This is a genomic window from Burkholderia sp. BCC1208, from assembly GCF_902833095.1.
GTDB lineage: Bacteria > Pseudomonadota > Gammaproteobacteria > Burkholderiales > Burkholderiaceae > Burkholderia.
In genome coordinates this window covers 402,184-428,515 of sequence record NZ_CADFDY010000009.1, presented here as the reverse complement: position 1 = coordinate 428,515, position 26,332 = coordinate 402,184, and the positions used below count along the sequence as shown (strand labels likewise).

Below are 26,332 nucleotides of genomic sequence, written 5' to 3'. Positions count from 1 at the left end.
TATGCCGACAGCCCTGATCGCCGACGATGAACCGAACCTGTCCGCCGAACTCGCCGCGCGCCTCGGTACGCTGTGGCCCGAACTCGAGATCGTCGGGATGCCGCGCAACGGCGTCGACGCGCTCGCCGAGCTGAATGCAAAGCGCCCCGATTTCGCATTCCTCGACATCCGGATGCCTGGTATCGACGGGCTGAAGATCGCGAGTCTCGTGCCGCACGTACACGTTGTATTCGTGACGTCCTACGACGAGTACGCGGTTCAGGCGTTCGACCAGTCGGCGATCGACTATCTGCTGAAACCCGTGACCGACGACCGCCTGCTCCGCTGCATCGTGAAACTGCAGCGCGGCGGCCCCGCACCGACCGACACCGCGCTGCTGGCAAGCACGCAGGAGCAGCGGGATACCGCGCCCATCCGGTGGCTGACCGTTGGCCTCCGGGACACGACCCGGCTCGTCTCGGTGGACGAGGTGCTGTATTTCCAGGCCGCGGACAAATACACGGAGGTCGTGACCGCGAGCGACCGGCACATCATCCGCACTCCCCTCAAGGAAATGCTCCCGCGGCTCGATAGCGCGCGTTTCGCGCAGGTGCATCGCGGCGTGATCGTCGCCTATGCAGCGATCGACCATATCGAACGCGACCTGCTTGGTCGCCAGCGCATCCATTTGCGCGGAAGTGGAGACGTTTTGCCGGTTAGCCGTGCTTGTGCGGGTCTCTTCAAGCAGATGTGATCGAATTATGCAAAGTCACATCCACCGCCTGCGCAATCCCGCGCTGTGCTGATCCGGCATGCGCGACGCAGCATCCGGCGCGCTTTCGGCGGGCCACCGCACGGTGGCCCCTTCTCCCCGCAGCGTCACACTCAACGCAACGTCGCGAACAGCAGGTTCAGTCCTTCCGAAACGATCGGGTGGCCGATGATCGCGTCGCGCACCGCCGTATACGGCAACCCGCCGAGCATCGCCATCTGGACGGCGGTCGTTACGTCTCCGGCGCCCGTGCCGATCATCGTGAACCCCAGAATCGCACCGGTGCCCGGGTCCACGAGTGCCTTCATGAAGCCCCGCGTGTTGCCGTCGGTGCGTGCCCGCGGTACGGACGCCATCGGAAGCTTCGCGACCTGGAAATCGATGTTTCGCGAAGTCGCATCGGTTTCGTTCAGCCCGATTCGACCGAGCTCCGGATCGATGAACAGCGCATAAGGGATGATGCGCTCCGCGGTGCTTGCCGGTCGGCCTTCGATACCGGCTTTCAGCACGCGGTAGTCGTCGAACGATGCATGCGTGAACATCGGCGTGCCCGCGACTTCGCCGATCGCCCACGTACGTTCCGCGGTCGTCGCGAGTTGATGGTCGACCTTGATGAACCCTCGCTCGTTCGTCTCAACGCCGGCAAGATCGAGTCCGATGCCGGTAGTCTGCGGCGTGCGCCCGGTTGCGACCAGCAGGTGCGAGCCTTCGACGACGCGGCCGTCGGCCAGCCTCGCCGTGACACGCTCGCCGCTTTTCCCGCGCACGTCGACGAGTTTTGCAGCCAGTTCGAGCCGGATGCCGTCGTCGGTCAGCGCCTGCTGGATGACCGTACTGACATCGTCGTCTTCGCGCATCGCCACGCGCGGCGTATCGCTGACGAGGGTGACAGCGCTGCCGAGCCGCCGAAATGCCTGCGCCATCTCGAGCCCGATATAGCCGCCGCCGATGACGACGAGGTGCGCCGGAAGCGTCGCGAGGCGCAACGCCTCCACGTGTGTGAGCGGCTGCGCGTCCCTCAGGCCCGGCACGTCCGGGACCGACGCGACCGTGCCGGTGTTGATGTAGACGTTCTCGCCCTCGTAGATCGTTTCGGTCCCGTCGGCCGCGCGTACGGCGATGGCTCGCGGCGCGACGAACCGTCCGGTCCCGATCACCAGTTCGAGCCCCGACTGCGCGAATGCGCGGCGATTGACGTCGACCATCCCGTCCACGACCGACGCAACGTACGAGGAAACGGCGGCCATATCCGCGGTGACATCCGCCCGTTGCGCCGCTTCCCGCCATGCGTGCATCGCCCGCGCATGGTGAATCAATGCCTTGCTCGGGATGCACGCGACATTGATGCACGACCCGCCGATCATCCCCCGCTCGATCACCGCAACGCGCTTGCCTTGCCGGGCCATGTCCATCGCGAGTGATTTTCCACCCTTGCCGCCGCCCAGAAACAGGTATTCAACCCGTTTGACGTTTGCCATTCTGCTCTCCAGATTTCATTTGTTATCCCCAGCGCATACGAATCGTGCGCGTTCCCGCGTCACGACTGCAGGAACGCGAGCAGGTCCGCATTGACGCGATCGACATCGACGACGCACATGCCGTGCGATGCGCCTTCGTAGACCTTCAACGTCGCATGTTTCACGATCCGCGCTGACAGCCGGCCTGTATTGTCGATCGGCACGATCTGGTCGTCGTCGCCGTGCAGGATCAGCGTGGGCACGTCGATCTTCTTCAGATCCTCCGTGTAGTCGACTTCCGAGAATTCGCGAATGCACTGGTACTGCCCATGGATGCCGCCCGTCATGCCCTGTGCCCAGAACGCATCGACGGTGCCCGCCGACACTTTCGCGTCCGGCCGGTTGAAACCGAAGAACGGCACCGCGAGATCGCGATAGAATTGCGAACGGTTCGCAGCCACGCCGCTGCGGATTCCGTCGAACACGTCGCGCGGCAAACCGCCCGGATAAGCGTCGGTTTTCAGCATGATCGGCGGCACGGCGCCGATCAGAACGGCTTTCGCGACGCGCTTCGTCCCGTGACGGCCGATGTAGCGCGCGACTTCGCCCCCGCCCGTCGAATGGCCGACCAGCGTCGCGTCGCGCACGTCGAGTGCATCGAGTAGCGACGCAAGGTCGTCGGCATACGTGTCCATGTCGTTGCCGGCGAACGGTTGCCCCGAGCGGCCGTGGCCGCGCCGGTCGTGTGCGATCACGCGGTAGCCGTGCTGCACGAGAAACAGCATCTGCGCGTCCCATGCATCGGCGTTCAGCGGCCAGCCGTGCGAGAAAACGACCGGGCGGCCGGTGCCCCAGTCCTTGTAGAAAATCTGCGTGCCGTCTTGGGTGGTGATGGTCGTCATGTTGGTTCAAATGGAGTGATGTCGAGATACGCTCGGAATCCTTCGAGCACGATCTTGCCCTTCGCGCGCCCTGCTTCTGTCAGTGCGCGCGCGCGCCGCACGTTCGCCGCATCGCTCTTGCCGAAATGCTCGCCGGCGGTGCCCTTGAGTACATCGTCGTCGATCAGCGCGGCCACGCGCGCGAGCAGCGCATGCTGACGGTCCCTGTCCTGCGTCCGGGACATCGAACGCGTGAACATGAATTCCAATGGAGCGAAATGGATTTGCGCTTCAGCGGCATCGCATCGAGCGTGTCGGGATCGGTACGCCGGCCCTGGCATAAACAACGGCTTTCATCTTCGGCTCCTTGACAGGGTGCACGAGGCGCTCAAGCGCCTCGCAGGAATTCCCGCACGTGCGACACATACGCCGGCGCGTACTGGAAGAGCGCCCCGTGACCGGAATTCGGGTAGACGATCAACGTCGCATCGGGCAAGCCTTTTGCGAGCACGAAACTGTTGGCGGTCGGAATCATGTGGTCGTCGTCGCCGTTGGTGACCAGAACGGGCTGCTTGATCCCGCTCAACTTGCCGGCCACGTCGCCGCTCCAGTTGGCCCACCCGATCATCGCCTGCAGTTGCGCGGATGCGACTTGCGGCCCGGCCGGCAAATCGCGCTCGGCGGTGCGCGCGTCGAGGCGATCGACGAACGCGGCCGCCGCTGCCTGGCCGACCGGCGTCGCCGGGAAAAACAGGCGCTTGAGCTTGTCGCTCATCGGCATCCCGCCGTCCGTATAGATCGCGAGCAGCTCCGGGCGGTCCATCCCGGCGCCCTCGCCGCCTTCGGGCGCGGTGCCGGACAGGATCATCCGCTCGACCAGTTCGGGCCGCGCGATCGCGATGTCCTGTGCGAGAAAGCCGCCGAGGGAAAATCCCAGGATGTGCAGCCTGCCGATCGAAAGCGCATCGACGAAGTGCAGCACGTGCTCCGCCATTTGCGCAATCGAGGTAGGCACCTCTCCGCCGGAACGGCCGACGCCGGCATTCTCGAACAGGATGATTTCGCGATCCCGCGCGAGCGCATCGACGATCGCGGGATCCCAGTTGTCGAGCGTGCCGGTGAAGTGCTGCAGGCAGAGCAGCGGCCGCCCGCCACCTTCGTTGCCGAAACGGCGATACGCATAGCGCACGCCGGATGCGTCGACGTAGCGAGTCGGAGCAATGGATGATGCGATTTCGGTCATGGTTGGATCCTCGGTGGGCGCGCGCCGCGCGCCGCGGTTCGCTCTCAGCCGAGCGCGATGTCGTGCAGGTCGATCGATACGACGAGCGGTTCCGGTAGCGCGTGCCCGTCCGGCGTTCGCGGATAAATGCGGCGCTTCGTCGGGAAACGGATGCCGGACACGGTCGTGTAGTCGCTGACGTAATGCGCGCCGGGCGTGTTGCCGGCGATTTCGACGTCGTAGTCGAGACGGCGAATCAGGCCATCGGGCCCGACGTAGATCGTCTGCGTCTTGCTGAACACCTCGAGCGTATCCGGGTAGTGGACGCGAATCCTGCGCCACGGTTCGCCCTGCTCGTTCCAGATGCCGTCCTCTTCACAGCTCACGCCGTCCCACGCAAGCACGAACGGTGCGTTCAGATACGTCCACATCGCGCATCCGGCAAAGAATGCGAGCTGCAGCGCGTCCCAGCCCGTTTCCAGCGTATGTCCGTCGAACGACCGGCGCGGCTGCTCGCGCTCCGCCAGCACCCGCCCGGACGAATCGAGCAGTGCGATGCGCTTGCCCGTGAATTCGCTGCGCGCGGCCAATTCACCGACCGGCGCATGCGACGCCCATTGACGATCCGTCGCGACGGTGACGGTCGTGTCGTCCATCACGCCGGCGTGACCTTTGAGGCCCCACAGGGCGCCGCCCTGAACGAGGCGTGCGCGAACCTGCCGAAACTTGCGCCACTGGTCGAGCCCACCGTGGGCATCGATGACGGATTGAGCGATTGCGTTCATGCGGTAACTCCTGTGGGTGTGGAATTCATCGTCAGTACCGCGCGGAACCGGACGTCGGCGCGCATCATGCGGTCGTATGCCGCCTGCGCCTGCTCGAGCGGAAACGTCTCGATCATCGGCCGCACGTTCTGCAGCCGTGCGAACGCGAGCGTCTCTTCGTTGTCCGCCACGGTGCCGGTCAGCGCGCCGACGACGGAACGGCCGCCGAACACGAGGTCGACCGCATTCACCGCGATCGGCTCGCCCGGCACGGCGACGACGATCAGCTTGCCGCGCGCGGACAGCCCCGCGACGGTTTCCGCCATCCCGGAACCGGTCGGCGCCGTACCGAGCACGACTTTCGCACCGCCGATTGCACGCAGCGCGGCGGCGACGTCCTCGGTGCGAGCATCGATATAGCGATGCGCGCCGAGCTGCGCGGCAAGCGCGGCCTTGTCGGCGCCGCGCGCGATCGCGACGGTGTAGAACCCCATCCTGTTCGCGAACTGCACGGCAAGATGACCGAGGCCGCCCAGGCCGTGGATCGCCACCACGTCGCCCGGCCGCGCGTCGGCATTGCGCAGCGCATTGAACGTCGTGAGCCCCGCACAGAGCAGCGGCGCCGCTTCCGCCGCGTCGAGATCGTCAGGCACACGGACGAGGCCGCGCGCTTCGGCCAGCATGATCTCCGCGTAACCGCCGTCGGTCGTCATCCCGGTGATCACGGGGTTCTCGCAGTTCACGACATCGCCGTGCCGGCACGATGAACACGTACGGTCTTCGCCAGCCAGGAAGCCGACGCCGACGCGCTGGCCGACGTGCCAGCCTTCGACGCCATCGGCCACCGCATCGATGCGCCCGACGACCTCGTGGCCCGGCACGCGCGGCGGTGCGCCGTCCGGTGCCTGGCGTTCGACGGTCGCGCTGTCGGAGTGGCATACGCCGCAGGCTTCCACGCGGATGCGGACCTGCCCGAATGCCGGCTCGGGAATCGGCCGGTCGACCAGTTCCAGTTGCCCCGGCGCCTTGACTACCGCCGCGCGGTAGGTCGCTGAATGTGTCATGTTGTCCTCGTTATTCGAAACGGAAGTTCGACAGATCGACGCCGACGATCAGCGGCGCCGGCAGAGCCAGGTTCTCCGCGGTACGCGGATAAATGCGAAAACGCGTCGGCATGCGGATGCCCTGCACCTCGACGTAATCGCCGAGATATCGGGCCGCTGCGTTGCGCCCCTGAATGTCGACCTCGTAGTCGTGCCGGCGCAGCAGTCCGTCGGCGTCGAAGTAGAACGTCTGCACCGCGCTGTGCGTCGCGATCTCCGCCGGAAACTCGACGCGCAAGCGCCGCCATGGCAATCCGTCGACGACCCACGGCTCGATTTCCCGGCTCTTCACGCCGCTGTGCCGCAGCAGAAACGGCGAGGTCAGATACGTCCACATCGTGTAGCCGGCAAAGTAGGCCAGCTGCGCATTCGACCACGGGGTGTCCATTTCGTAGCCGTCGAACGATGCGCGAGGCGCGTCGAGCGCATCGACCACGCTGTCGTCCGGCCGCCGGATCTCGACACGTGAAGGCGTATAGATCGAGTGATCCGTCGTCGGCGCGAACGGCGCGTGCGACACCTGTTGCTCGTGCAACTGCACCGTCACGCGCGAATCGGTCAGCACGCCGTCGCGCTGCTTCAGCGACCAGATCACGCCCGTGTGGTGCAACTGCGCGGATACGCTGCGAAAGCTCATGAAGCGCTCCATGCCGCCTGCCGCGCGAATCGCAAACTCAACCAGATCTTCCATTTGTAATCCTGATCAATTCGACAATATCTTCTTCAATTCTTCAGAGCAGGGTTCGATCGGCGGCGTGCTGCCGCGCCCCTTCTCTTTCGCGTGTGCGATCAGCCGGCGTCTGCGCCGACGAACGCCGCGATATGTTTGGCGCAAACCACCGGATACTCGAGTTGCGGCCCGTGCCCGGTGCGCGGCAGCGTCACGAGATGCAGCGTCGGAAGCTGACCGTTGAGCGCATACCAGTTCTCCACCGGAAACACGATGTCGTGATCGCCGCCGACATGAAGAACCGGTATCGACGTCGACCTCAGCGCGTCGAGCACGGCGTCGACCGGGAACGCCGGGTTTCGCGGGCCGTCGCCGACCTGCTGCCCCGCCCATTCGACCGGCACGGCCGGGCTCTGATCGACCGTGCGTTGCGCGAGCCGCGCCGCGGCCTGCTCGGCCGCCGCGCGGCTCGCGGGCGAGGTCGGCTCGAAAAACAGCGTGACGAAATCGTCGAAGTCGTTTTCGCGCTTTGCCATCGTGTAGAACAGCTGCTCGCCGGGCTTGACCAGTCGACCCGGCGGCGTGGTCGCGATCAGAACCGCATGCGTGACGAGCTGCGGCGCCTTCGCGAGCACGATCTGAGCGGCCATTCCGCCGACCGACCATCCGCCGATGACGACGTTCTCCAGCTTCAGACCGACGATCAGGTCGATCGCGTCCTTCGCGAGCGACGCGGGGTGGTAAGTGCGCTCGCCGGTCGATTGCCCGAGCCCGCTGTAGTCGAAAATCGTGACCTGGAACCCCTGTTCGACGAGGCTGTCGAGGAACAGCGGATCCCACGTGTCCATGGTTCCGCGAAAGCGCACGCACAGCACGATCGGCGTTCCGCTGCCGAAGGTGCGGTACGCGAGGCGTCGCCCGTCGACGTCGACGAACTGCGTTCTCGCGCCGAGGCTCGGTGTATCGTTTGCCATAACTTCTCCCGTCGTTTGAAAACGAAACCTTGTGGTGGAAACGCGCAATCGCGATGACGCGTCCCAAACGCGACGTTGTCGTACGCGTATGCCTCCATGCCGCGCCGTCAGCATCCGGTGAGCGCCCGCATCACCCACTGCACGAGTTCCCGCGGATCGAACGGCTTCTCGAGCACGCACAATGCACCGAGCCGTCTCGCTTCGAGCATGCGGCGCGCGCTCGGGTGCGCGGTCACGAAGACGATCGGCACGTCGCAACACCCTGCGCGCAGTACGGCCAGCAACTCGATGCCCGACATGCCGGACATCTGGATATCGCACACGATGCAGTGGGACGGCGCGCTCCCGTCGTGCTCGAGAAACGCTTCGGCCGATGCGTACAGCCTCACGCGGACACCCATCGAGCGCACGAGCGATTCCAGCGACTGTCTCATCGCCATTTCATCGTCGATGATGCAAACCGTCTTGTCGTGCACAGCGTGTCTCGCGTGATGCCACGCTCGCCGGCGGCGCCGGGAACGCAACAGGATTCCGGACAGCGTATCCGTCGCACCCTGTGCCGGCAATCATGCCGAGGTATGGCTCCGCCCATACCCACCGCGCCCGCCCGCGCTTCACTCGTCGCTGGCATCGTGCGACGACCTCGAAGCGACGGCGGCCGCATGAATCATCCGGTCCCAGTTGCACGGAACGGTGCGGCCGCGCCCTTGCGGCCGATACACGCGATCGCCGCAATGGATCGGCATGCCGGTCAGTACGCAGCGTGATGCGGTTCGCGCGGTCACGCACCGCCAAACCTGTTCGCCGAAATGTCCGGATCTCGGATCGCTCCAGCGCACACTGACCGACGTATCGGACAAAATCTCGACGATCCTGACTCGGGCGGCCGCCGGCGCCGCCACCCCGCTCGCACCGTCGCCGCGCGCAATACGCACGCGCCGCATCCGCCGGCCTGCCGCGCCTGCCGGACCGTCGCGCGTGCCGGGCAGTCTCGACGGATCGAGCAAGCGCATCAGCGCACCTTCGAACACATCGTCGTAAGCAAACCCAGGCTGTGCCATATCTACCGTTCCTCTCGCATCGGACGCGCAGTGGTGCGCGCAACGTGCGCACGCCGTCGAAACCGCGAAGGTCGAGCCTGTTCGAGTTCCGGCGCGATACGCTTCGCTCACGTTGAAACCGAGTCTATTCGAACGACTTCCCGCCATCCATCAGCCTGTGGTCGATGCTCCCCCATACCAAGGTTTGCACCGCGACGTCGCCCCTCCATGCGCTTCGGCCGCGCCCCCTGTCACGCCAAGCGAGACGCGACGTTCTGCCTTATAGTTGCAACTGCTTCGAGGGCGGACGCAACGCTTCGTTCGTCGCCCCGCTCCTTTACCGCCGGCTCTCCGGTTTCGCTCGCAGTGCGCGAGCCTCAGCGCGAACATCAGGTCTCCATGTCCACGTCCCCAGCCCTCGCGCTCGATCCACTCCCGGGCGCCCATCCCGCGGACAGCGAGCTTTTTCAGTCGGCGCCGATACCGATCCTGATCGAGGACTGGTCGCGCATTTATCGGGCGGTGAAAGAATTGCGGAAGTCGGGCGTCGTCGATATCGACCGCTATTTCGACGAGCATTCGCAGGCCGTCTCCGACCTTCACGCGCTGCGCGCATTGGTCGCCGCCAACGATGCGGTGGTGACGCTGCTGGAAGCGGAATCGACAACGCATTTCCTCGAACACGCGGCGGTGTTGTTGCCGGCCGACCGGCTCTGCAACAACGCGGTGCTGCGCGCGATCTACGAAGATCGCCCGACCTGCCAGGGCGAACACACGTTGGTGACCCTCAAGGGTCGCAGTGTGCCGATCGTGTGGCGCTGTTCGCTGCCGAAGAACGAGGACGGTTACCGGCGGCTGCATTTCTACGCGTTCGACGTGACCGAGCAGAAGGAAAACGCCGACAGGCTCGACGCGTTGCGGGCGGAGGCCGCGCGCGCGGCGCGCGTTTCGCTGTTCGGCGAGATGTCGGCGTCGATATTGCATGAGGTCAGTCAGCCGCTGTCGGCCGTGGGCTCATCGGCCGAGGCCGCGTTGCGCTGGCTGGCACGCGACGAGCCCGACATCGACGAGGCCAAGGCCGCAATCGCCTGCGCCGCTCGCTGGGCGCGCGATGCGACCGAGATATGCCGCAAGATTCGCGGCTTCATCGGTAAAGCGCCTGTCCAGTTCGTCGAATTCGCGGCGTCGGAGGCCGTGCATGCCGCGCTGTTCCTGATCACGCCCGAAGCCGGTGCAAAGGGCGTTCGCATCGACCTTGAGATCGATCCGGACGCGCGCGTATTCGCCGACCCGGTTCAAATCCAGCAGGTTCTCGCGAATCTGCTGCTGAACGGCATCCAGGCAATCGATATCGGCCCGTCGCGCGAGCGTACGCTGACCGTGTCGGTCACCGCGAGCGCGGAAGAGGTCGTGTTCGACGTGCGCGATACAGGGCCGGGGGTCGAACAGGCAGCGATCGAACAGCTTTTCCAGCCGTTCTTCACGAGCAAGCGCGACGGCATGGGAATGGGCCTGACCGTCGCACGCTCGATCGTCGACGCGCACAACGGCCGGATCTGGGCCCGCGGCGAACCGGGAACGGGGTGCGCCTTCTCGTTCGCCCTTCCCGCGCGCCGGGGCGCTGGTGCCGTGGCCGCTTGATCGCGCTGGGCATGTGTCACGCCTCCGGTCGAGCGCTTCAGTACGCTGCGAGCATGGCGTGCGCGACGATCGCGGAACGGCGTGCGAACGTCGCATATCGCACGCCGGCAGGCCGTGACCGGATCAAGTCACGAACTCCCGCTCCGACGAAGGGCTCGACACCGCCGCACACGCCGCGGCGAACCTCGCCGCCCGACGCGTCGCGAGTATTTCGCGAGGATCGGCGTGCCGGTGGGACGCGCACCGCACGCCGCGCGCCGCTAACGGGCGGCCGACAGCTGCACGCCGATCGCTTGCGACTTGCGCACGAGGTCCGCCAACGATGAAGCATTCATCTTGCGCATCACTGACGCGCGATGCTGCTTGATCGTGATCAGACTCAACCCGAGGTGCGAAGCAATCTGTTTGTTCAACGCGCCGCCCACCACGTATGCGAGCACTTCCCGCTCGCGGCGCGTGAGCTGCTCGAACGACTGTTGCAGTCGCTGGCGCGTGCAGTCGTGCGTACGCCGTGCCGCATCGAGCGATAGCGCGAGGTTCACGGCGTCGATCAATTCCTGATCCGTGAAGGGCTTCACCAGGAAATCGACCGCCCCGCCCTTCAGCGCCTTGCGGCACATGTCGACGTCGGCGAAGCCGGTGATGACGACGATCGGGACCGGCGGCCGGTCGGTGGCCTGCTGGAACACCAGCCCGCTCTCTCCGCGCAGCCTCACGTCGAGCAGCAGGCAGCTCGACGTGTCTTCCAATTGCGCCGCGCGCAACTCCGCGGTGCTCGCGAACGTCACGACGCGCAGGCCCATCGAGCGCAACAGCGTATCGAGCGACGCGCGCATCGCGGAATCGTCGTCGACGATGTACACGACGGGCGTCGAATCGTCTTTCGTCGCTACGACTGACATATCGTGGGTTTCAACCGTCCATTCAATTATGGTTCATCGCCGCGGACGAATTCCGCGACGGATGCCGAACCCGGGTGCGCCCAAGGCGGCGTGTCACCGACCTTCGATACGCACGGCTGCGGTGCACGAAGCGCCGCACGCGAACCGGTACGCGGCGCGCATGGGTATCCGTGCCGGCTGGTGGCACACGCTCCGTTGAGCCGACATCCTCGGCCGACGCATCCCGGAACCGATGCCATCCGGACAGCGATCATTCTAGGGGGGAAAAATGCGCGCGGAGGGACGCAGTTCCCTCGTTTCGTGCCATGCTGGGCACGGCTGCGCATGCGAACGCTTCAGTCGGCGCCCGTGGGTTCGAGCTTGCGCCCTCGCCGCATCGCCTGCGGCGGCTGCCCGAATGCGCGCAGGAACGACCGCCTCATGCGTTCCGGGTCCGCATATCCGGTTTCGCGCGCGATCGTATCGATCGTCCATGACGAACTCGTCACGAAATCCCTCGCTGTTTCCAGCCTGATGCGCTCGACCGCCTTTGCCGGCGTCAGGCCCGTTTCATCCTTGAAGCGACGCGTAAACTGGCGCTTGCTCATTCTCGCCACGTCGGCCAGTTTTTCGACACTCAGTTCGGTGCCGAGATTCTCCCGAATGTGTGTGATGACGTCGTGGATCCGGTTGGTGCGTGCGGGATGCTCGAGCAGTACCGATGTTTGCGGCTGCGATCCCGAACGCCGCCAGCGCTCGAGCACAAGATCCCTTGCGACCTCCAGCGCGGCATCCGGTCCGAGGTCTTCCTCGAGCATCGCAAGCGCCATGTCGATGGCGGTACTCATGCCGGCGGAACTCCATACATTGCCGTCGCGCACGAAGATGCAATCCTTCTCCACCGTCACTGCCGGATAGCCATCCCTGAACCGGTCGACGAACGCCCAGTGAGTCGTGGCACGACGCCCATCGAGCAATCCCGCCTCGGCCAGCAGAAACGCGCCGAGGCAAATCGACGCCATCCGCTCGACTTTTCCCGACAGATCGAGCAACAACTCGCGCATCCCGTCCGTGAGCGGGGGCTTCGACAGCGATGCGCCGACGAATACGGTGTGCAGATCCGACGTCTGTGCCGGCTTGGTCGACGCGTACATGCCGAACGACGCTTCGACCGGCCCGCCGTCTTCCGAAATGACGCTGACTTCGTACAGAGAACGCCCGGCCCGGAGATTGGCGATATCGAACACCGATAACGCGAGTAAGCTCATCACCTGGAACTGGGGGACGAGGACAAGCCCAATGCGACGCATACTGACCTCACGCGAATCGGCGCCGACGGCGGGCACCGGCGGCGCCGCGACAAACGAGAAAATGGGCATGCAGCGGGGATGGCGGCATGCCTACCGGCACGCTGGTGATGCTACAAGATTTTCGCGGCGAGAGCGCATGGTCGGATCGTTCCGCGCGCGTGTCACGCGACGAGCCGCACCGACGTTCATTTGGCGGGCCCCTCTCCGGTCGGCTTGCCATTGTTCCCTGTCGTTCACCGGCCGCCTGTGGCGATAGCCAATTCGGGCCGCTGCGCCTCCGAACAACCCGGTGAAACCGGACGCCGGCAAGCGTCAACCGATCCGACTATGGATGCCGCCGCCGGAATTTTCGACGTCGGTCTCGTCAGGAACAACGTCTTTGCGCGCAGCCCGTGCTTCGAGATGGACGAGCAGCGCCGCCACGCTGTTGCGTAAACGCATCGTCATGCGGACGACGGGTATTGCGCATATCGAACGATTTCATCGATCGATATGACCGCACAGATGCATTTCCGGCGAGCGGCGTTCGCGGTCCGCGCGATGCGTTCGCCGCAGCAGGCGTGCCGGACGCGGTCGCGGCGCGCATGTCGGGCCGGCGACGACGCACATTGCAAATCGGCCGCACAGCGATTTACAAACCACGGATCGGCCGTTCATCGGCGCGTTCGTCGTCAATAGCATCGTGATCCTCATCAACGTACTGACAAAAACAGAGGATGGTCATGATCAAAAAAACGGTGGCGCTGGGTTTGGTTTCGATCGGTTCGGTCAGCGCGCATGCGCAGAGTTCGGTGACGTTGTACGGCGTGGTCGACGCCGGCATCGCATATACGAACAACCAGGGCGGCGCGAGCAACATCCAGCAGACGAGCGGCAAGCTGAGCGGCAGCCGCTGGGGCCTCAAAGGCGCGGAGGATCTTGGCGGCGGCCTGCAGGCGGTCTTCACGCTCGAAAGCGGGTTCCGGCCGAGCGACGGCGGGCTCGGCCAGGGCGGCCGCCTGTTCGGCCGGTCCGCCTACGTGGGCCTCGGCAAGCAAGGCCTCGGCACGCTGACGTTCGGCCGTCAGTACGAGCCGATCACCGATCTCGTCGCGCAGTACTCGGGGTCGGGCTTCTGGTCGCCGGCCACGCACGTGGGCGACAACGACAACATGAACCAGAGCTTCCGGCTGAACAACGCGGTGAAGTTCCGCAGCGACACGATCGCCGGCTTCACGGCCGACCTGCTCTATGCATTCAGCAACCAGGCCAATGGCGGCGCGGGCACCGGATTCTCGAACAACAACGCGTGGGGTGCATCGGCGAATTACGTGAGCGGCCCGCTGTCGATCGGCGGCGGCTATGTGCGATTCAACCATCCGAATGCGACGTCGAATACGAGCGGCGCGGTGGGCGGCGCGACCTCGACCACCGGCAACGACTACAGCGGCGCATTCTTTTACGGGCTGAACGGCGGCGTACTGAAGCAGCAGATCGGCGCGGTGGGCGCGAACTACGCGCTCGGTCGCGCGACGCTCGGCTTCGCATGGAGCCACACGCAGCTCGACTATCTCGACGGCTCGTCGCGCAAGTTCAACAACTACGACGTGAACGCGCGCTACCAGATCACGCCGGCGGCCACGTTGATCGGCGTCTATACGTTTACCGACGGGCGCGCGAGCAACCTGCCGGGCACGAGCGGCCAGACGCTGAAGCCGCGCTGGCACCAGTTCACGCTCGGGTTCGACTATGCGTTGTCGAAGCGCACCGATATCTATGTGTCGGGCATCTACCAGCTCGCGGCCGGCGACGCGAGCACTGCAACGTCGGGCGGCTATCGCAAGATCGCGTCGATCTCGAACATCGGCAGCGCGTCGTCGACGAACCGCCAGCTTGCGTTCGTCAGCGGGTTGCGCGTGAAGTTCTGAAGGGTCCTGACGGCACCTGTATCGCGCCCGTGCGCGTCAATGCTGGATGCCCCAGCGTCGCACGGTCGCGCGTTCGAGCGTGTCGAACACGAGGTTCTCGACCAGCAGCCCGATCACGATGACGGCCGCAAGGCCCGCGAACACGCGATCCGTATACAGCTCGTTGCGGTTCTGGAAGATATACCAGCCGAGGCCGCCCTGCCCCGCACTCGCGCCGAACACGAGTTCGGCCGCGATCAGCGTGCGCCATGCGAAGGCCCAGCCGACGCGCAGGCCCGACAGGATCGACGGCAGCGCGGCCGGCACGAGGATCAGCGCGATCTGGCGCAGCCCCGTGAGCCCGTAGTTGCGCCCGGCCATTTTCAGCGTGGCGGGCACGCCGGCAAAGCCGGTATACATGCTGAGCGCGAGCGGCCACAGCACCGCATGCACGAGCACGAACAGCAGGCTGCCGGTGCCGAGCCCGAACCACAGCAGCGCGATCGGCAGCAACGCGATCGACGGCAGCGGATTGAACATCGACGTGAGCATCGTCAGTAGATCGCGGCCGATGCGCGTGGATACCGCAAGCGACGTCAGCGCGAACGCCAGCAGCACGCCCAGCGCATAGCCGCGCAGCAGCACCGACATCGAGATGCCGGTCTTGACCAGCAGTTCGCCCGACTCGATGCCTTGCACGAACGCGGCCAGCGTCGCGCCGAAGGTCGGGACGAGCAGATCGTTCGCGACGATGCGCGCGACGATCTCCCATGCGGCGATCAGCACGAGCGCGATGACGCTGCGGCGAAACCATGCGGCGCCGGCGATGCGGCGCGGCAGCGGCGGCGGCACCGCGCGCTCGGCGTCGGGCGGCGCGTCGAGCGTGCACGTGTATTCGGCACGCACGGGCGGCAGCGGCGGCAGGACCGGGTCGAGCGTACTCATGATGCGGCGTCCTCCGTCGTCGGTACGTGGGCGGTATCGGTGTCGAACAGCAGGCGGTGGATCCGCGCGACGTTGTCGCGGAAGTCGCCGGTGTCGACGTTGTCGAGCGAATGCTCGTGACTGTTGAGCTCCGCGCGCACGCGGCCCGGATGCGGCGACAGCAGCAGAATCCGGTTGCCGACCACGAGCGCCTCCTCGATCGAATGCGTGACGAACAGCAGCGTGAAGCGGAATTCGTCCCACAGCCGCAGCAGTTCCTCCTGCATCTTGCGGCGCGTGAGCGCGTCGAGCGCGGCGAACGGCTCATCCATCAACAGCACGCGCGGCTGCATCGCAAGCGCCCGTGCAATCGCGACGCGCTGTTTCATGCCGCCCGACAGCGTATGCGGATAGGCGTCGGCAAACGTGCCGAGGCCAACCTTGTCGAGATAGTGCAGCGCGCGCTCGCGTGCTTCGGCGCGCGACAGCTTCGCGGCGGCGCGCAACGGAAACGCAACGTTCTCGACGACCGTCTTCCACGGCGGCAACTGGTCGAATTCCTGGAACACGACGATGCGGTCGGGCCCCGGCCCGCGTACCGGCCGGCCGTCGAGCGCGATCGAACCCGAGACGGGCTCGATGAAGCCGGCGATCGCCTTGAGCAGCGTCGACTTCCCGCACCCCGACGGGCCGAGCAGCACGAAGCGGTCGCTGCCGTACACGTCGAAGCTCACCTGATGCGTCGCGCGAACGATCCGCGCGCCGCTGCGGTATTCGAGGCTGACCTGGTCGATGGCCAGCAGGCGTTCGCTGTGTGCGCCAGCGGGCGCGGCGTTCGCCGCGGGCCGGCCGGCGGCACGTGTATCGGGTGCGGCGGATGCGGCCGGCGTCGCGCCGCCACGCGCCGCATACGGCGGCAACCAGGTTCGGGGAGAAGTGGCGTTCACGATCGAATCTCTTGCGGGAAAAGCGTCAACATACGGCTGGGCATCGTGCGGACCAACCATCGATTGCGCATATCGAAACCGCGCCGACGCATAAGCGTCGATCGCGGCGTCGCTGCATCGGCGCCGCTCAACTGCCGTCGGCCGTCGCGGAATCGTCGAAGAAGTAGTCGCGCCACGACTTCGGTTCGTTGCGGATCGCGCCGGTGCGATGCATGAACTGCGCGAGCGGCAGCGTATTCTGCGGCGCTGTCTTGAACTGCACCTGCGGATTGCGCAGGATCTTCAGCAGCAGCGCGCGATCGATCTTCGACGCGTTCACACGAATATAGGTATCGGCCGCGCGCTCCGGATCGGCCGCGATCTGCCGGGCGGCGTCGGCCAGCGCGGCGACGAACGCGCGGTAGGTCTTCGGGTTGTCGTCGCGGAATTTCTCGGTCGCGTACAGCACCGTCGCGGAGCTCGGGCCGCCGAGCACGTCGTACGAATTCAGCACGACGTGCGCGTTCGGATTGCCGGCGAGCTCCTGTTCCTGGAACGGCGGATTGCCGAAGTGACCGGTGATCACGTTGCTGTTCGCGAGAATCGCCGCCGTCGCATCGGGATGCGGAATCGCCTGCGTGAGCGCGTCGAGCTTGTCGAACTGCTTGTCGCCCCACTGCTTCGCGGCCGCGTACTGCAGCACGCGCGACTGCACCGACACGCCGACCGCCGGCACCGCGATCCGGTCCTTCGCGCTCAGGTCGGCGATCGTCTTCACGTTCGGGTTGCTGCTCACGAGGTAGTACGGAAAATTGCCGAGCGACGCGACGCCCTTCACGTTCTGCCGGCCGCGCGTGCGGTCCCACACGGTCAAGAGCGGGCCGACGCCCGCGCCCGCGACGTCCACCGCGCCGGACAGCAGTGCATCGTTCACGGCCGCACCGCCCGACAGCCGCACCCAGTCGACCTTGATGTCGAGGCCCGCCTTGCGCCCTTCCTTCTCGATCAGTTGCTGGTCGCGCGCGACGTTCAGCATCAGATAGACGACGCCGAACTGCTCGGCGATGCGGATGCGGCCCTCCGCGTGCGCGGCTTGCGGGATCGCCGCGCCCGCGAAGGCGAGCGCGGCGGTGAGCGTGGCCGCCAGCGCGCGACGCGCCGGCAAAAGCGAAAACGACATCGGAACTCCGGTCGGGAAGAGACGAAAAAGAATGACGCGGCGCGCGGCTCAGAAAGGCGCGTCGCCTTCGATCGTCGTGCGGTACAGCTTGCGGCGCAGATGGTCGGGCGTGCCGGCGGCGAGATGCATCAGCGAACGGTTGTCCCAGAACACCAGGTCGTGGTCGCGCCATGCGTGTCGATACAGGTGCTCGGCGCGCACGCTGTGCGCGAACAATTCGTCGAGCAGCGCGCGGCTTTCGTCGTCCGGCAGCCCGACGATGCGCGTCGTGAAATGCTCGCTGACGAAGAGCGCCTTGCGGCCGGTTTCCGGATGCGTGCGCACGACCGGATGAACGACCGCCGCGACCTGCGCGATCTGCTCGGGCGACAGGTTGGGCCGCCATGGGCTGCGCGCCTGCAATTCCGCATAGCGCGCGAGATACGTATGCTCCGCGCGCCGCCCTTCGACCGCGCGGCGCAGATGGGCCGGCAGCGTATCCCACGCGAGATGCATGTTCGCGAACAGCGTGTCGCCGCCTTCCGCCGGCAGTTCCTGCGCGTGCAGCAGCGAGCCGAGGCTCGGCTTTTCCTTGTACGACAGGTCGGAATGCCAGAAATGGCCGGCGTCGCCGAGCCCGACCGGTTTGCCGTTCTCGACGATGTTCGACACGATCAGCACTTCCGGGTGGCCGGCCAGCGCGAACTGGTGCAGCACGTGAATCTGCAGCGGTCCGAAGCGGCGGCTGAACGCGATGTGCTCGTCCGGCGTGATGCGCTGGTCGCGAAATACCAGCACGTGGTGATCGAGATGCGCACGATGGATGCGCGCGAAATCGTCGGCGTCGAGCGGTTTCGACAGGTCGAGGCCGATCACTTCGGCGCCGAGCGGCGCGTCGAACGGCACGATGTCGAAGTGCTGCGCCGCGCCGTCCGGCCGCAAGGCGGGATGCCCGGCGGAAAGCGTTGCGGCGTCGCGGATGGCGGTAGTCGTCACGGCACGGCTCCTGATTCGGTCAAAACGCGAATCTACGAGGGCGTGCCGGCGTGCGTCAACGAAGCGATTCGGATACGTTTATCTGCTGCGGTGATAAAGATCGCTGCTCACGCATACGGCGTCGATTCGGGGCGGAATCGTCAACCGGGGCGATGACCGGGGTGCGGCCGTATCCAGCCGCATCCTGCGCCGCCAGCCAACTAAGGCTGCCCGGCGCCACCCGACGCGCCATAGATCTGCCCGGTCACATAGCTCGCGCGCGACGACATCAGCTCGACGTAGATCGATGCGATCTCGGCCGGTTGTCCGGGCCGCCCCATCGGCACCTGCTCGCCGAACGTCTCCACGTTGTGCGTCGTCTGTCCGCCGCTGACCTGCAACGGCGTCCAGAACGGCCCCGGCGCGACGCCGTTCACGCGGATGCCGCGCTTGATCATCTGCTTCGCGAGCCCCTTCGTGAAATTCGCGATCGCCGCTTTCGTCATCGCGTAGTCCAGCAGGTTCGCGGACGGGTCGTACGCATTGACCGACGTCGTATTGACGATCGCCGAACCGGGCGGCATGTGCGCAATGGCGGCCCGCGTGATCCAGAACATCGCGTAAAGGTTGGTGCGCAGCGTCCAGTCGAACTGCTCCGTGCTGATGTCGAGGATCGATTCGTGGCTCTGCTGGCGCGCCGCGTTGTTCACGAGAATGTCGAGCCCGCCGAGCGCGGCGACCGCCCGCTCGACGAGCCCGTTGCACGCGCCTTCGCTGCGGATATCGACTGGCAGCGGCACCGCCTTGCGCCCCGCGCTGCGGACGATGTCCACGACTTCGCGCGCATCGGGCTCTTCGTCGGGCAGATAGACGATCGCGACGTCTGCGCCTTCTCGTGCGCAGGCGATCGCCACCGCGCGGCCGATGCCCGAATCGCCGCCGGTGATCAGCGCCTTGCGGCCCTCGAGCCTGCCGCTGCCCCGATAGCTACGCTCGCCGTGATCGGGGCGGGGCGTCATGCGGCCCGCGAGGCCCGGCCACGGCTGGTGTTGCTGCGGAAACGGCGCATGCGGATAGAGCGTGCGCGGATCGCGCGGCGCCGTATCGCCGGCGTCGGGCGGGCTGCCCGTCTGCGCGATCGTCGGCAGGGCGACACTGGCGACCAGTCCGGCCGTCGTGCCCTGCACCCATTTGCGACGGGATTCGGAAACTTCGTCTGATGACATGATGGACTCCGGTGCGTGGATGACGGAATGGAACGAGACGCGGCGAGTCGGGCGGCGGCACCGCTACAGCGGTCGCGGCCGGTTGCCCGAATCGTCGGGTGCGTCGTGCTCGTCCGGCCACGGCTTGCCGGCCGGATCGTGCACCTCGGTCTGGCGCGGATCGTCCGGCACGACCTTGCGCGCCTGATCGTCCGGAATCGTGCCGAGCTCGCCGCCGCCGGGCGCATGGCCGGGGCGCGCGGTCGATTCGCCGCCGGGTGTCGGGCCGCGCCGGTCCGGCGCCTCGGGCGACGCGATGTCCTTCGGTTGAGTGTCCTGGGTCATGAATATCTCCGTGTTCGGATGGTGTCGGGCCGACCGCGCGCGCCGCACGGGATCCGCCATCGCGCGTGTCCCGCATGCGTCGTCCTGTGCGGCTGTCGCTGGGTCACGGCCGGCCACGTTTCACCGCGTGCGCCGCCTTTCGTGCGCGATCTCGCCGGTCGGCACCGCGTCGACGTCCTGCAGCGGCTCGCCGGGGATGCGGCGCTTCGCGGACTGATCGGCCGGCGAATCCGTCGCCTGCCCGGCGCGCCCGTCCGCGCTGCTGCCCTCTGCATCGAGCTGCTGCTCGGCCCGTTGCCAGTATTCGTCGGCCTTGCCGTCCGGCGCGCCGTCCGCCTGCCACAGCCGGTACGCGCGCTCGCGGACCCGCGTTTCCCTGTCTACGTTCATGTCGTTCTCCGTGTCTGCCATGGCGATCACCGATCCGGGCGCGATGGCGCCGACACCGCGCCGAGCGTCGACGACATCCCGCCGTCCGCGGCGGTAGCAAGATCACCCAGCGCGACGATGCCGACCAGCCGCTTCTGCCGGTCGATCACCGGCACGCGACGAATCTGCGCGTCTTCCATCTTCTTTTGCACCGCGGAAATGTCGTCGTCCTCGTAACACCAGTTCGCGGGTCCGCTGACGACGCCCTCGACCGCCTCGTCCGGCGGCACGCCCATCGATACCGCGCGCACGACGATGTCCCGATCCGTCAGCATGCCGATCAGCCGCGTGCCGTCGCACACGGGCAGCGCGCCGACGTTCAGGTCGCTCATCAACCTGGCCGCATCGCGCAGGCTCTGCGTCGGGCCGATGGTCGCGGCGTCGCGTGTCATCACTTCCGATACACATGTCATGTTTCGCTCCTTGATAAACCGCCCACGGCGGCCAGCAGCACGAGCATCGAGCGTTCCGGCGGCCGCGCGCGCGTCAGTCCTCCGTCGAGCAGCGGACCGACGTCAGGCCGACCGATTCGACGGTCCGCATCAGTTGCTTCAGCATCACGTCGGCGCCGGCCACTTCGCGCCATTGCACGAGCAGTTCCTCCTCGCGCACGGCGCGTGCGGCCGTTTCGCAAAAGCGCTTCGTCCGGCACGTGAAACCCGCGTCGTGCAGCTTCGCGGTCAGTTGTTCAAGCGCAACCGACCCCAGCGGATATTCGACCGTGACCAGCGCGGTCCTGACGCGCCGCAAGCGCTGCTCCACAAACCGCAGCGGCCAGACGACCAGCAGCGCGAGCACCAGCCCGAGCGCGCCGAGCGACAATTGGCCGCCGCCGATGCACAGCCCGATGACCGTCACGAACCACAGCGTCGCGGCCGTCGTGACACCGGACACCAGGCCGTCCCGATGAAGGATCGCGCCGCCGCCGATGAAGCCCATCCCGGTCAGGATGCCGAGCGGCAGCCGCATCAGATCGAGCACCGAGAACGCGCCCTCCGGTTTGCCCGCTTGCAGCAACAGCGCATTGACCTGCAGCATCGACAGGCATGCGGCGAGACAGACGAGGATCGTCGTGCGCAGGCCGGCCGTCTTGCCGGATTCGCTGCGATCGAAGCCGATCAGCCCGCCCGCGACGAGCGCCAGCACGATCCTGACGAGAACGTCGTTCCATTGCAGTACGACCGGCATCGGCTCCATATGCGCCTCCCGTGCAAATCGTCATGTGTCGGGGCGCGAACGCCGCCGATGACGCTTGCCGGTCGCAAGGATCGGGCCTGCCTTCGGGGTGCGGCGACGCGTGTAGCGTGGCGGACCGAATTGTAGAAAGGAACGTTCCGCGAGCACCGCGCCAGAGTGGCGAACGGCTGCCGTCAGTTTTGACCCGCGCTTTGCGACGACCGGACAATATGCGTTCGGTCGATCGTGCTGCACGGGCCCGAATCGTGCACCGCGTGCCCGACCATGCCGCGGCGACCGCCGCCCACGCTCGCCCCGCCCGATACGCCCGATACGCCCCCTTACGAAGGAGTTCGACCATGCTCACGCAGAAAACGAAAGACATCGTCAAGGCCACGGCCCCCGTCCTCGCGCAACACGGCTACGACATCATCAAATGCTTCTATACGCGCCTGTTCAACGCGCATCCGGAGCTGAAGAACGTGTTCAACATGGCGCACCAGGAACAGGGCCAGCAGCAGCAGGCGCTGGCGCGCGCCGTCTATGCCTATGCGGAAAACATCGAGGATCCGGGCAGTCTCGCGGCCGTGCTGAAGAACATCGCGAACAAGCATGCGAGCCTCGGCGTGCGGCCCGAGCACTACCCGATCGTCGGCGAACACCTGCTCGCGGCGATCAAGGAGACGCTCGGCGACGCGGCCACCGACGACATCATCTCCGCGTGGGCGCAGGCCTACGGCAACCTCGCCGACGTGTTGATGGGCATGGAAAGCGGCTTGTACGAACAGTCGTCGGGGCAGCTCGGCGGCTGGACCGGCTGGCGCAGCTTCGTCGTGCGCGAGAAGCGGCCCGAGAGCACCGTGATCACATCGTTCATCCTGGAGCCGGCCGACGGCAAGCCGGTCGCGAACTTCGAGCCGGGCCAGTACATCAGCGTCGCGGTCGACGTGCCCGAGCTCGGCCTGCAGCAGATTCGCCAGTACAGCCTGTCGGACATGCCGAACGGACATACGTACCGGATTTCGGTGAAGCGCGAAAGCGGCGGCACCTATCCGCCTGGCTATGTCTCGTGCCTGCTGCACGACCACGTGAACGTCGGCGACGAGATCAAGGTGGCGGCGCCGTACGGCAGCTTCCACATCGACGTCAACGCGAAAACGCCGATCGTGCTGATCAGCGGCGGCGTCGGGCTGACGCCGATGATCAGCATGCTCAAGCGCGCGATCCAGGATCCGCAGCGGCAGGTGGTGTTCGTGCACGGCGCGCGCAACAGCGGCGTGCATGCGATGCGCGACCGGCTGCGCGAGACCGCGAACACGTATGCGAACTTCAATCTCGTCGTGTTCTACGACGATCCGCTACCGCAGGACATCGAAGGAACGGATTACGACCTGAAGGGTCTGGTCGATGTCAACGCGATCAAGGGCGCGATCCTCTTGCCCGATGCCGATTACTACATCTGCGGCCCGGTACCGTTCATGCGAATGCAGCACGATGCGCTGAAGAACCTCGGAATCCACGAGACGCGGATTCACTACGAGGTGTTCGGGCCGGATCTGTTCGCCGAATGATCGTGGGCCGCCGCTCGTCGCGCGGGACGGCGGCGGACTCTCTGCCGCCCGCGGACATCTTCCGGGCCGCCTCACCGGCATGGCCGATCGAGCACGCATGCTGAGGCGCGACGCGCGCCATTCTTCTCCGTATCCGATCAGATACGGACCTCCTCTCTGCAATCATTTCGCGACATTCGGTTCCCGATCGGGTACGAAATGACGTTCCGGCCGTCGCGATCCTGTATTCGTTCCCGTACGAATACGAATTAATGCCCGTCGCGGCGAGTTATGCAATACTGTTCCCGATCAGATACGAAGCACGGAGAACGTCATGTCGGAGTCGCAGTCCGTCGATACGATCGGCGCGCTCGCCCACCTCATTCGCGCGACGCGGATCCAGCAGGGGTTCACGCGGGACGAACTCGCCAACGCGACCGGGCTGTCGCCGAAATTCATCAGCCAGGTGGAAGCCGGCAAGCCGACCGCGCAAATCGGCAAGGTCATGCTGCTGCTCGGCGAACTGGGGGTGCGGCTGTACGCCGAGTCGTCGATCGAGATTTCCGAAGCCACCGCACTGAAGGCCGCGCAACGCCGCAGGAGCAGCCATGGCGGCTAGAACGCTGATCGCGTCCGCGAACGGCGTGCGCATGGGCACGCTGACCGACGACAAAGGCATCTGGTCGTTCGCGTACGACGCGCACTGGCTCGCGTCACCCGCCGCCTACCCGCTGTCGCCGGCGTTCCCGCTCCGCGCGGGCGTGTTCACCGACACGTCGACCGATCGCCCGGTTCAATGGTTCTTCGACAACCTGCTGCCCGAGGAAGGCATGCGCACGTCGCTCGCGCGCGAGGCGAAGGTCGATGCGGCCGACGCGTGGGGCCTGCTCGCGTACTTCGGCCGCGAATCGGCCGGCGCGCTGACGCTGCTGGCCGACGGCGAGCACGAGGCGGCCGGCGGCCTGCAACCGCTGCCGCTCGACGAGCTCGAGCGCCGGATTCAGGCAATGCCGGAGCGCGCGCTGACGGCCACGGCGCCCAAGCGCATGTCGGCGGCCGGCGCACAGCAGAAGCTGCTGCTGGTGCTGCGGGGCGACGCGCCCGACTACGCGCTGTTCGAGCCGGTCGGCAGCGAACCGTCGATGCACCTGCTCAAACCCGACATGCGCGCGGCCGGCTATCCGCATTCGGCGATCAACGAGTTCTTCTGCATGCAGCTCGCGAAGAAGATGGGGCTCGACGTGCCCGACGTGCATTTCCTGCGCGCGCCGTCCGCCTGCTACGTGATCGACCGGTTCGACCGCGACGTCGCGTCCGAACCGGCCGGGCGCGTGCATACGATCGACGCGATGCAGTTGCTCAACTACGACCGCGGTTTCAAGTACCAGCGGGCCAATGCGCAGGAGCTCGCCCGCGCGATCGACCGCACCAGCACGCGCGCGCTGACACGCCTGTCGGTGTTCCGCTGGACCGTGTTCAACGTGGTGGTCGGCAATGCCGACGCGCACCTGAAGAACCTGTCGTTCTTCGTCGACGCGCGCGGCTACCGGCTCGCGCCGTTCTACGACATCGTCAGCACGGTCGCGTATCACACGCCGACGCACCGGCCCGACCATCGCGGCGATCACTGGCCGCACTGCGAGCTGACGATGCCACTCGGGAATGCGACGCGGTTCGCCGATATCGACGTGGACGCGCTGGTCGCGTTCGGTCAGGTGCTCGGCCTCAGGGAGAAAGCGGCCGCCAGTGAATTGCAGCGTTTTCTCGAACCGCTCGATCGTCACGTCGAGCGCACGCTCGATGAAGTGCGGAACGTCGCGCATCCGGACGCCGGGGAAATGCGGTTGCTGAATTCGATCGTTGCCATGCCGATCGCGGAGATGGGGCGCGTGCTGCGGCAGACGCGCGGATAGGCTGCCGGGCGCGGGCGTCGTGCCGCCACCGAACCCCGCACGGCGCACGACGCCCGCGCCCGGCGAATGCTTGAGCGTCAGCGGCGCGCCGCAAAGGCATCGACGCCCGTCGCTGCCGCGGACCACGCCCACAGCCGCGCCGCCTCCTCCGGATCGATCGCATGCGGCCGCACGCCCGATTCCTCGTCGCCGCGCGTCACCGCCGCAACGTCGCAATCCTCGCAATAGACGCCGCCGAGATCGGCGATGCGCGGCGACGTCGCCGCCCATACCTGGGTTGCCGCCCCCTGCGCAGGCGTCTTGAACGTCGGATCGACCGGCACGCCGTGCTCGTCGACCCAGCCCTGCGCCATCATTTCTTCTCGCGTCAGATGACGCTGCAGCGGCGTCGCGATCTTGCCGGGATGCAGCGAATACGCTCGGACACCGAACGGCGCGCCCAGCACGTCGAGCTGCACCGCGAACAATGCGTTGGCGGTTTTCGACTGCCCGTACGCGAGCCATTTGTCGTAACCGCGCGCGAACCCGATATCGTCCCAGCGGATCGGCGACAGCCGGTGGCCGAGCGACGACACCGCGACCACGCGCGCGCCGTCGCCGTGCGCAAGCGCCGGCCACAGCCGGTTGACGAGCGCGTAGTGACCGAGGTGATTGACGGCCATCTGCGCTTCCCGGCCGTCGCCGACGCGCGTCTCGGGGCACGCCATGATGCCCGCGCTGTTGATGACGATATGCACGTTGCGTCGCGCGTCGACGAACCGCGCGGCGAATGCGGCCACGCTCGCGGCGTCGGCGAGTTCGAGCGGCGCGATCTCCACGCCGGCGATGCCGCGGGTCGCCTCGCGCGCGGCCTCGGCGCTCCGTGCGCCGACGACGACGTGCGCACCGGCTTGCGCCAGTGCACGCGTGGTTTCGAGGCCGAGACCCGAATGGCCGCCCGTGACGATGGCGGTCTTGCCGCGCAGGTCGAAGCCGGCCAGGACGTCGGTCGCCGTCGACGCGGCGTCGAATCCGGAATGAAGGGGGTGCTGCCTGCTCGTCATCGAAGGCTCCAGGAAGGGTGCGCGAAGCACGCGGCCGCCGATCGGCCGCGTCACTGCACGAGATCATTCTCCGGCCGCACCCCCGGACTGTGAATGCAATAGAATCC

At 66.4% G+C, this 26,332-nt stretch carries 28 protein-coding genes and 1 pseudogene; 6 read left to right on the top strand and 23 right to left on the bottom strand.

Features of this window, described 5'->3' with window-relative positions; translation table 11 throughout:
- Position 1: 1 nt before the first annotated feature.
- The gene (locus tag HWX09_RS23400; protein ID WP_027785895.1) at positions 2-733 is read left to right on the top strand and encodes a LytTR family DNA-binding domain-containing protein; all 732 of its coding nucleotides are present in this window, start codon (positions 2-4) and stop codon (positions 731-733) included.
- Positions 734-864: 131 nt separating this feature from the next.
- Here HWX09_RS23400 and HWX09_RS23395 read toward each other — a convergent pair whose 3' ends face one another.
- The 10 genes and pseudogenes from HWX09_RS23395 to HWX09_RS23350 form a co-directional block, all read right to left on the bottom strand.
- Positions 865-2,229 carry an FAD-dependent oxidoreductase gene (locus HWX09_RS23395; protein ID WP_027785896.1) on the bottom strand — a complete coding sequence of 455 codons (1,365 nt, stop codon included), beginning with the start codon at positions 2,227-2,229 and terminating at the stop codon, positions 865-867.
- 59 nt (positions 2,230-2,288) lie between these two features.
- Positions 2,289-3,110 carry an alpha/beta hydrolase gene (locus HWX09_RS23390; RefSeq protein ID WP_027785897.1) on the bottom strand — a complete coding sequence of 274 codons (822 nt, stop codon included), beginning with the start codon at positions 3,108-3,110 and terminating at the stop codon, positions 2,289-2,291.
- A pseudogene (locus HWX09_RS23385) lies at positions 3,107-3,411 on the bottom strand (zinc-binding dehydrogenase); the annotation flags it as partial. The gene HWX09_RS23390 and the pseudogene HWX09_RS23385, both read right to left, overlap by 4 nt.
- Before the next feature lie 66 nt (positions 3,412-3,477).
- Positions 3,478-4,332: an alpha/beta hydrolase gene (locus HWX09_RS23380; RefSeq protein WP_027785899.1), complete on the bottom strand. Its 855-nt coding sequence runs from the start codon at positions 4,330-4,332 to the stop codon at positions 3,478-3,480.
- Between the two features lie 44 nt (positions 4,333-4,376).
- On the bottom strand, positions 4,377-5,096 hold the full coding sequence (locus HWX09_RS23375) for a hypothetical protein (RefSeq protein WP_027785900.1): 720 nt from the start codon (positions 5,094-5,096) through the stop codon (positions 4,377-4,379).
- Positions 5,093-6,139 (bottom strand): alcohol dehydrogenase, encoded by a 1,047-nt coding sequence (locus tag HWX09_RS23370; protein ID WP_027785901.1) that lies wholly within the window; start codon positions 6,137-6,139, stop codon positions 5,093-5,095. Before HWX09_RS23370 ends, HWX09_RS23375 begins: the two co-directional genes overlap by 4 nt.
- A 10-nt stretch (positions 6,140-6,149) precedes the next feature.
- The gene (locus HWX09_RS23365) at positions 6,150-6,869 is read right to left on the bottom strand and encodes a hypothetical protein (protein WP_027785902.1); all 720 of its coding nucleotides are present in this window, start codon (positions 6,867-6,869) and stop codon (positions 6,150-6,152) included.
- Positions 6,870-6,967: 98 nt separating this feature from the next.
- Positions 6,968-7,822 (bottom strand): alpha/beta hydrolase, encoded by an 855-nt coding sequence (locus tag HWX09_RS23360; protein WP_027785903.1) that lies wholly within the window; start codon positions 7,820-7,822, stop codon positions 6,968-6,970.
- Between the two features lie 107 nt (positions 7,823-7,929).
- Positions 7,930-8,256: a response regulator gene (locus HWX09_RS23355; protein WP_230469151.1), complete on the bottom strand. Its 327-nt coding sequence runs from the start codon at positions 8,254-8,256 to the stop codon at positions 7,930-7,932.
- A 180-nt stretch (positions 8,257-8,436) separates the two neighbouring features.
- A complete protein-coding gene (locus tag HWX09_RS23350; protein WP_230469152.1) occupies positions 8,437-8,994 on the bottom strand; it encodes a DUF3331 domain-containing protein in 558 nt (185 codons plus the stop codon).
- Positions 8,995-9,261: 267 nt separating this feature from the next.
- On the opposite strand from HWX09_RS23350, the gene HWX09_RS23345 reads away from it, so the two are divergent.
- The gene (locus tag HWX09_RS23345) at positions 9,262-10,503 is read left to right on the top strand and encodes a sensor histidine kinase (RefSeq protein ID WP_080681400.1); all 1,242 of its coding nucleotides are present in this window, start codon (positions 9,262-9,264) and stop codon (positions 10,501-10,503) included.
- Between the two features lie 260 nt (positions 10,504-10,763).
- Here the strand turns inward: HWX09_RS23345 and HWX09_RS23340 are convergent, their stop codons facing one another.
- The 3 genes from HWX09_RS23340 to HWX09_RS33885 all read right to left on the bottom strand — a co-directional run bounded on the left by HWX09_RS23340 (position 10,764) and on the right by HWX09_RS33885 (position 13,141).
- Positions 10,764-11,405, bottom strand: a complete 642-nt coding sequence (locus HWX09_RS23340; RefSeq protein ID WP_027785907.1) for a response regulator — start codon at positions 11,403-11,405, stop codon at positions 10,764-10,766.
- Positions 11,406-11,740: 335 nt separating this feature from the next.
- Positions 11,741-12,694, bottom strand: a complete 954-nt coding sequence (locus HWX09_RS23335) for a GlxA family transcriptional regulator (protein WP_027785908.1) — start codon at positions 12,692-12,694, stop codon at positions 11,741-11,743.
- A gap of 312 nt (positions 12,695-13,006) precedes the next feature.
- Positions 13,007-13,141 (bottom strand): hypothetical protein, encoded by a 135-nt coding sequence (locus tag HWX09_RS33885; RefSeq protein ID WP_256980710.1) that lies wholly within the window; start codon positions 13,139-13,141, stop codon positions 13,007-13,009.
- 275 nt (positions 13,142-13,416) lie between these two features.
- Between HWX09_RS33885 and HWX09_RS23330 the strand changes: the two genes are divergently transcribed.
- A complete protein-coding gene (locus HWX09_RS23330; protein ID WP_027785909.1) occupies positions 13,417-14,601 on the top strand; it encodes a porin in 1,185 nt (394 codons plus the stop codon).
- A gap of 36 nt (positions 14,602-14,637) precedes the next feature.
- Here the strand turns inward: HWX09_RS23330 and HWX09_RS23325 are convergent, their stop codons facing one another.
- The 9 genes from HWX09_RS23325 to HWX09_RS23285 all read right to left on the bottom strand — a co-directional run bounded on the left by HWX09_RS23325 (position 14,638) and on the right by HWX09_RS23285 (position 21,740).
- Entirely contained in the window at positions 14,638-15,525 is an 888-nt protein-coding gene (locus tag HWX09_RS23325) for an ABC transporter permease (RefSeq protein ID WP_027785910.1), read from the bottom strand.
- A complete protein-coding gene (locus HWX09_RS23320) occupies positions 15,522-16,511 on the bottom strand; it encodes an ABC transporter ATP-binding protein (RefSeq protein WP_027785911.1) in 990 nt (329 codons plus the stop codon). Before HWX09_RS23320 ends, HWX09_RS23325 begins: the two co-directional genes overlap by 4 nt.
- A gap of 67 nt (positions 16,512-16,578) precedes the next feature.
- The gene (locus HWX09_RS23315) at positions 16,579-17,610 is read right to left on the bottom strand and encodes an ABC transporter substrate-binding protein (RefSeq protein ID WP_027785912.1); all 1,032 of its coding nucleotides are present in this window, start codon (positions 17,608-17,610) and stop codon (positions 16,579-16,581) included.
- Between the two features lie 48 nt (positions 17,611-17,658).
- Entirely contained in the window at positions 17,659-18,585 is a 927-nt protein-coding gene (locus tag HWX09_RS23310; RefSeq protein ID WP_027785913.1) for a TauD/TfdA family dioxygenase, read from the bottom strand.
- Between the two features lie 200 nt (positions 18,586-18,785).
- Positions 18,786-19,790 carry an SDR family oxidoreductase gene (locus HWX09_RS23305; RefSeq protein WP_027785914.1) on the bottom strand — a complete coding sequence of 335 codons (1,005 nt, stop codon included), beginning with the start codon at positions 19,788-19,790 and terminating at the stop codon, positions 18,786-18,788.
- 63 nt (positions 19,791-19,853) lie between these two features.
- On the bottom strand, positions 19,854-20,114 hold the full coding sequence (locus tag HWX09_RS23300) for a hypothetical protein (RefSeq protein ID WP_027785915.1): 261 nt from the start codon (positions 20,112-20,114) through the stop codon (positions 19,854-19,856).
- A gap of 120 nt (positions 20,115-20,234) precedes the next feature.
- Positions 20,235-20,504: a DUF2934 domain-containing protein gene (locus tag HWX09_RS23295; RefSeq protein ID WP_027785916.1), complete on the bottom strand. Its 270-nt coding sequence runs from the start codon at positions 20,502-20,504 to the stop codon at positions 20,235-20,237.
- Positions 20,505-20,530: 26 nt separating this feature from the next.
- Positions 20,531-20,956 (bottom strand): CBS domain-containing protein, encoded by a 426-nt coding sequence (locus HWX09_RS23290; protein WP_027785917.1) that lies wholly within the window; start codon positions 20,954-20,956, stop codon positions 20,531-20,533.
- A 73-nt stretch (positions 20,957-21,029) separates the two neighbouring features.
- A complete protein-coding gene (locus HWX09_RS23285; RefSeq protein WP_027785918.1) occupies positions 21,030-21,740 on the bottom strand; it encodes an MgtC/SapB family protein in 711 nt (236 codons plus the stop codon).
- Between the two features lie 338 nt (positions 21,741-22,078).
- On the opposite strand from HWX09_RS23285, the gene hmpA reads away from it, so the two are divergent.
- From hmpA to HWX09_RS23270, 3 genes are all read left to right on the top strand, one after another.
- The gene (hmpA, locus tag HWX09_RS23280; RefSeq protein ID WP_027785919.1) at positions 22,079-23,290 is read left to right on the top strand and encodes an NO-inducible flavohemoprotein; all 1,212 of its coding nucleotides are present in this window, start codon (positions 22,079-22,081) and stop codon (positions 23,288-23,290) included.
- A 313-nt stretch (positions 23,291-23,603) separates the two neighbouring features.
- Positions 23,604-23,888 (top strand): helix-turn-helix transcriptional regulator, encoded by a 285-nt coding sequence (locus HWX09_RS23275; protein ID WP_027785920.1) that lies wholly within the window; start codon positions 23,604-23,606, stop codon positions 23,886-23,888.
- A complete protein-coding gene (locus tag HWX09_RS23270; RefSeq protein ID WP_027785921.1) occupies positions 23,878-25,182 on the top strand; it encodes a HipA domain-containing protein in 1,305 nt (434 codons plus the stop codon). Before HWX09_RS23275 ends, HWX09_RS23270 begins: the two co-directional genes overlap by 11 nt.
- Before the next feature lie 77 nt (positions 25,183-25,259).
- On the opposite strand, the gene HWX09_RS23265 is transcribed toward HWX09_RS23270, so the two are convergent.
- Positions 25,260-26,225: an SDR family NAD(P)-dependent oxidoreductase gene (locus HWX09_RS23265; RefSeq protein ID WP_027785922.1), complete on the bottom strand. Its 966-nt coding sequence runs from the start codon at positions 26,223-26,225 to the stop codon at positions 25,260-25,262.
- Between the last annotated feature and the right edge of the window lie 107 nt (positions 26,226-26,332).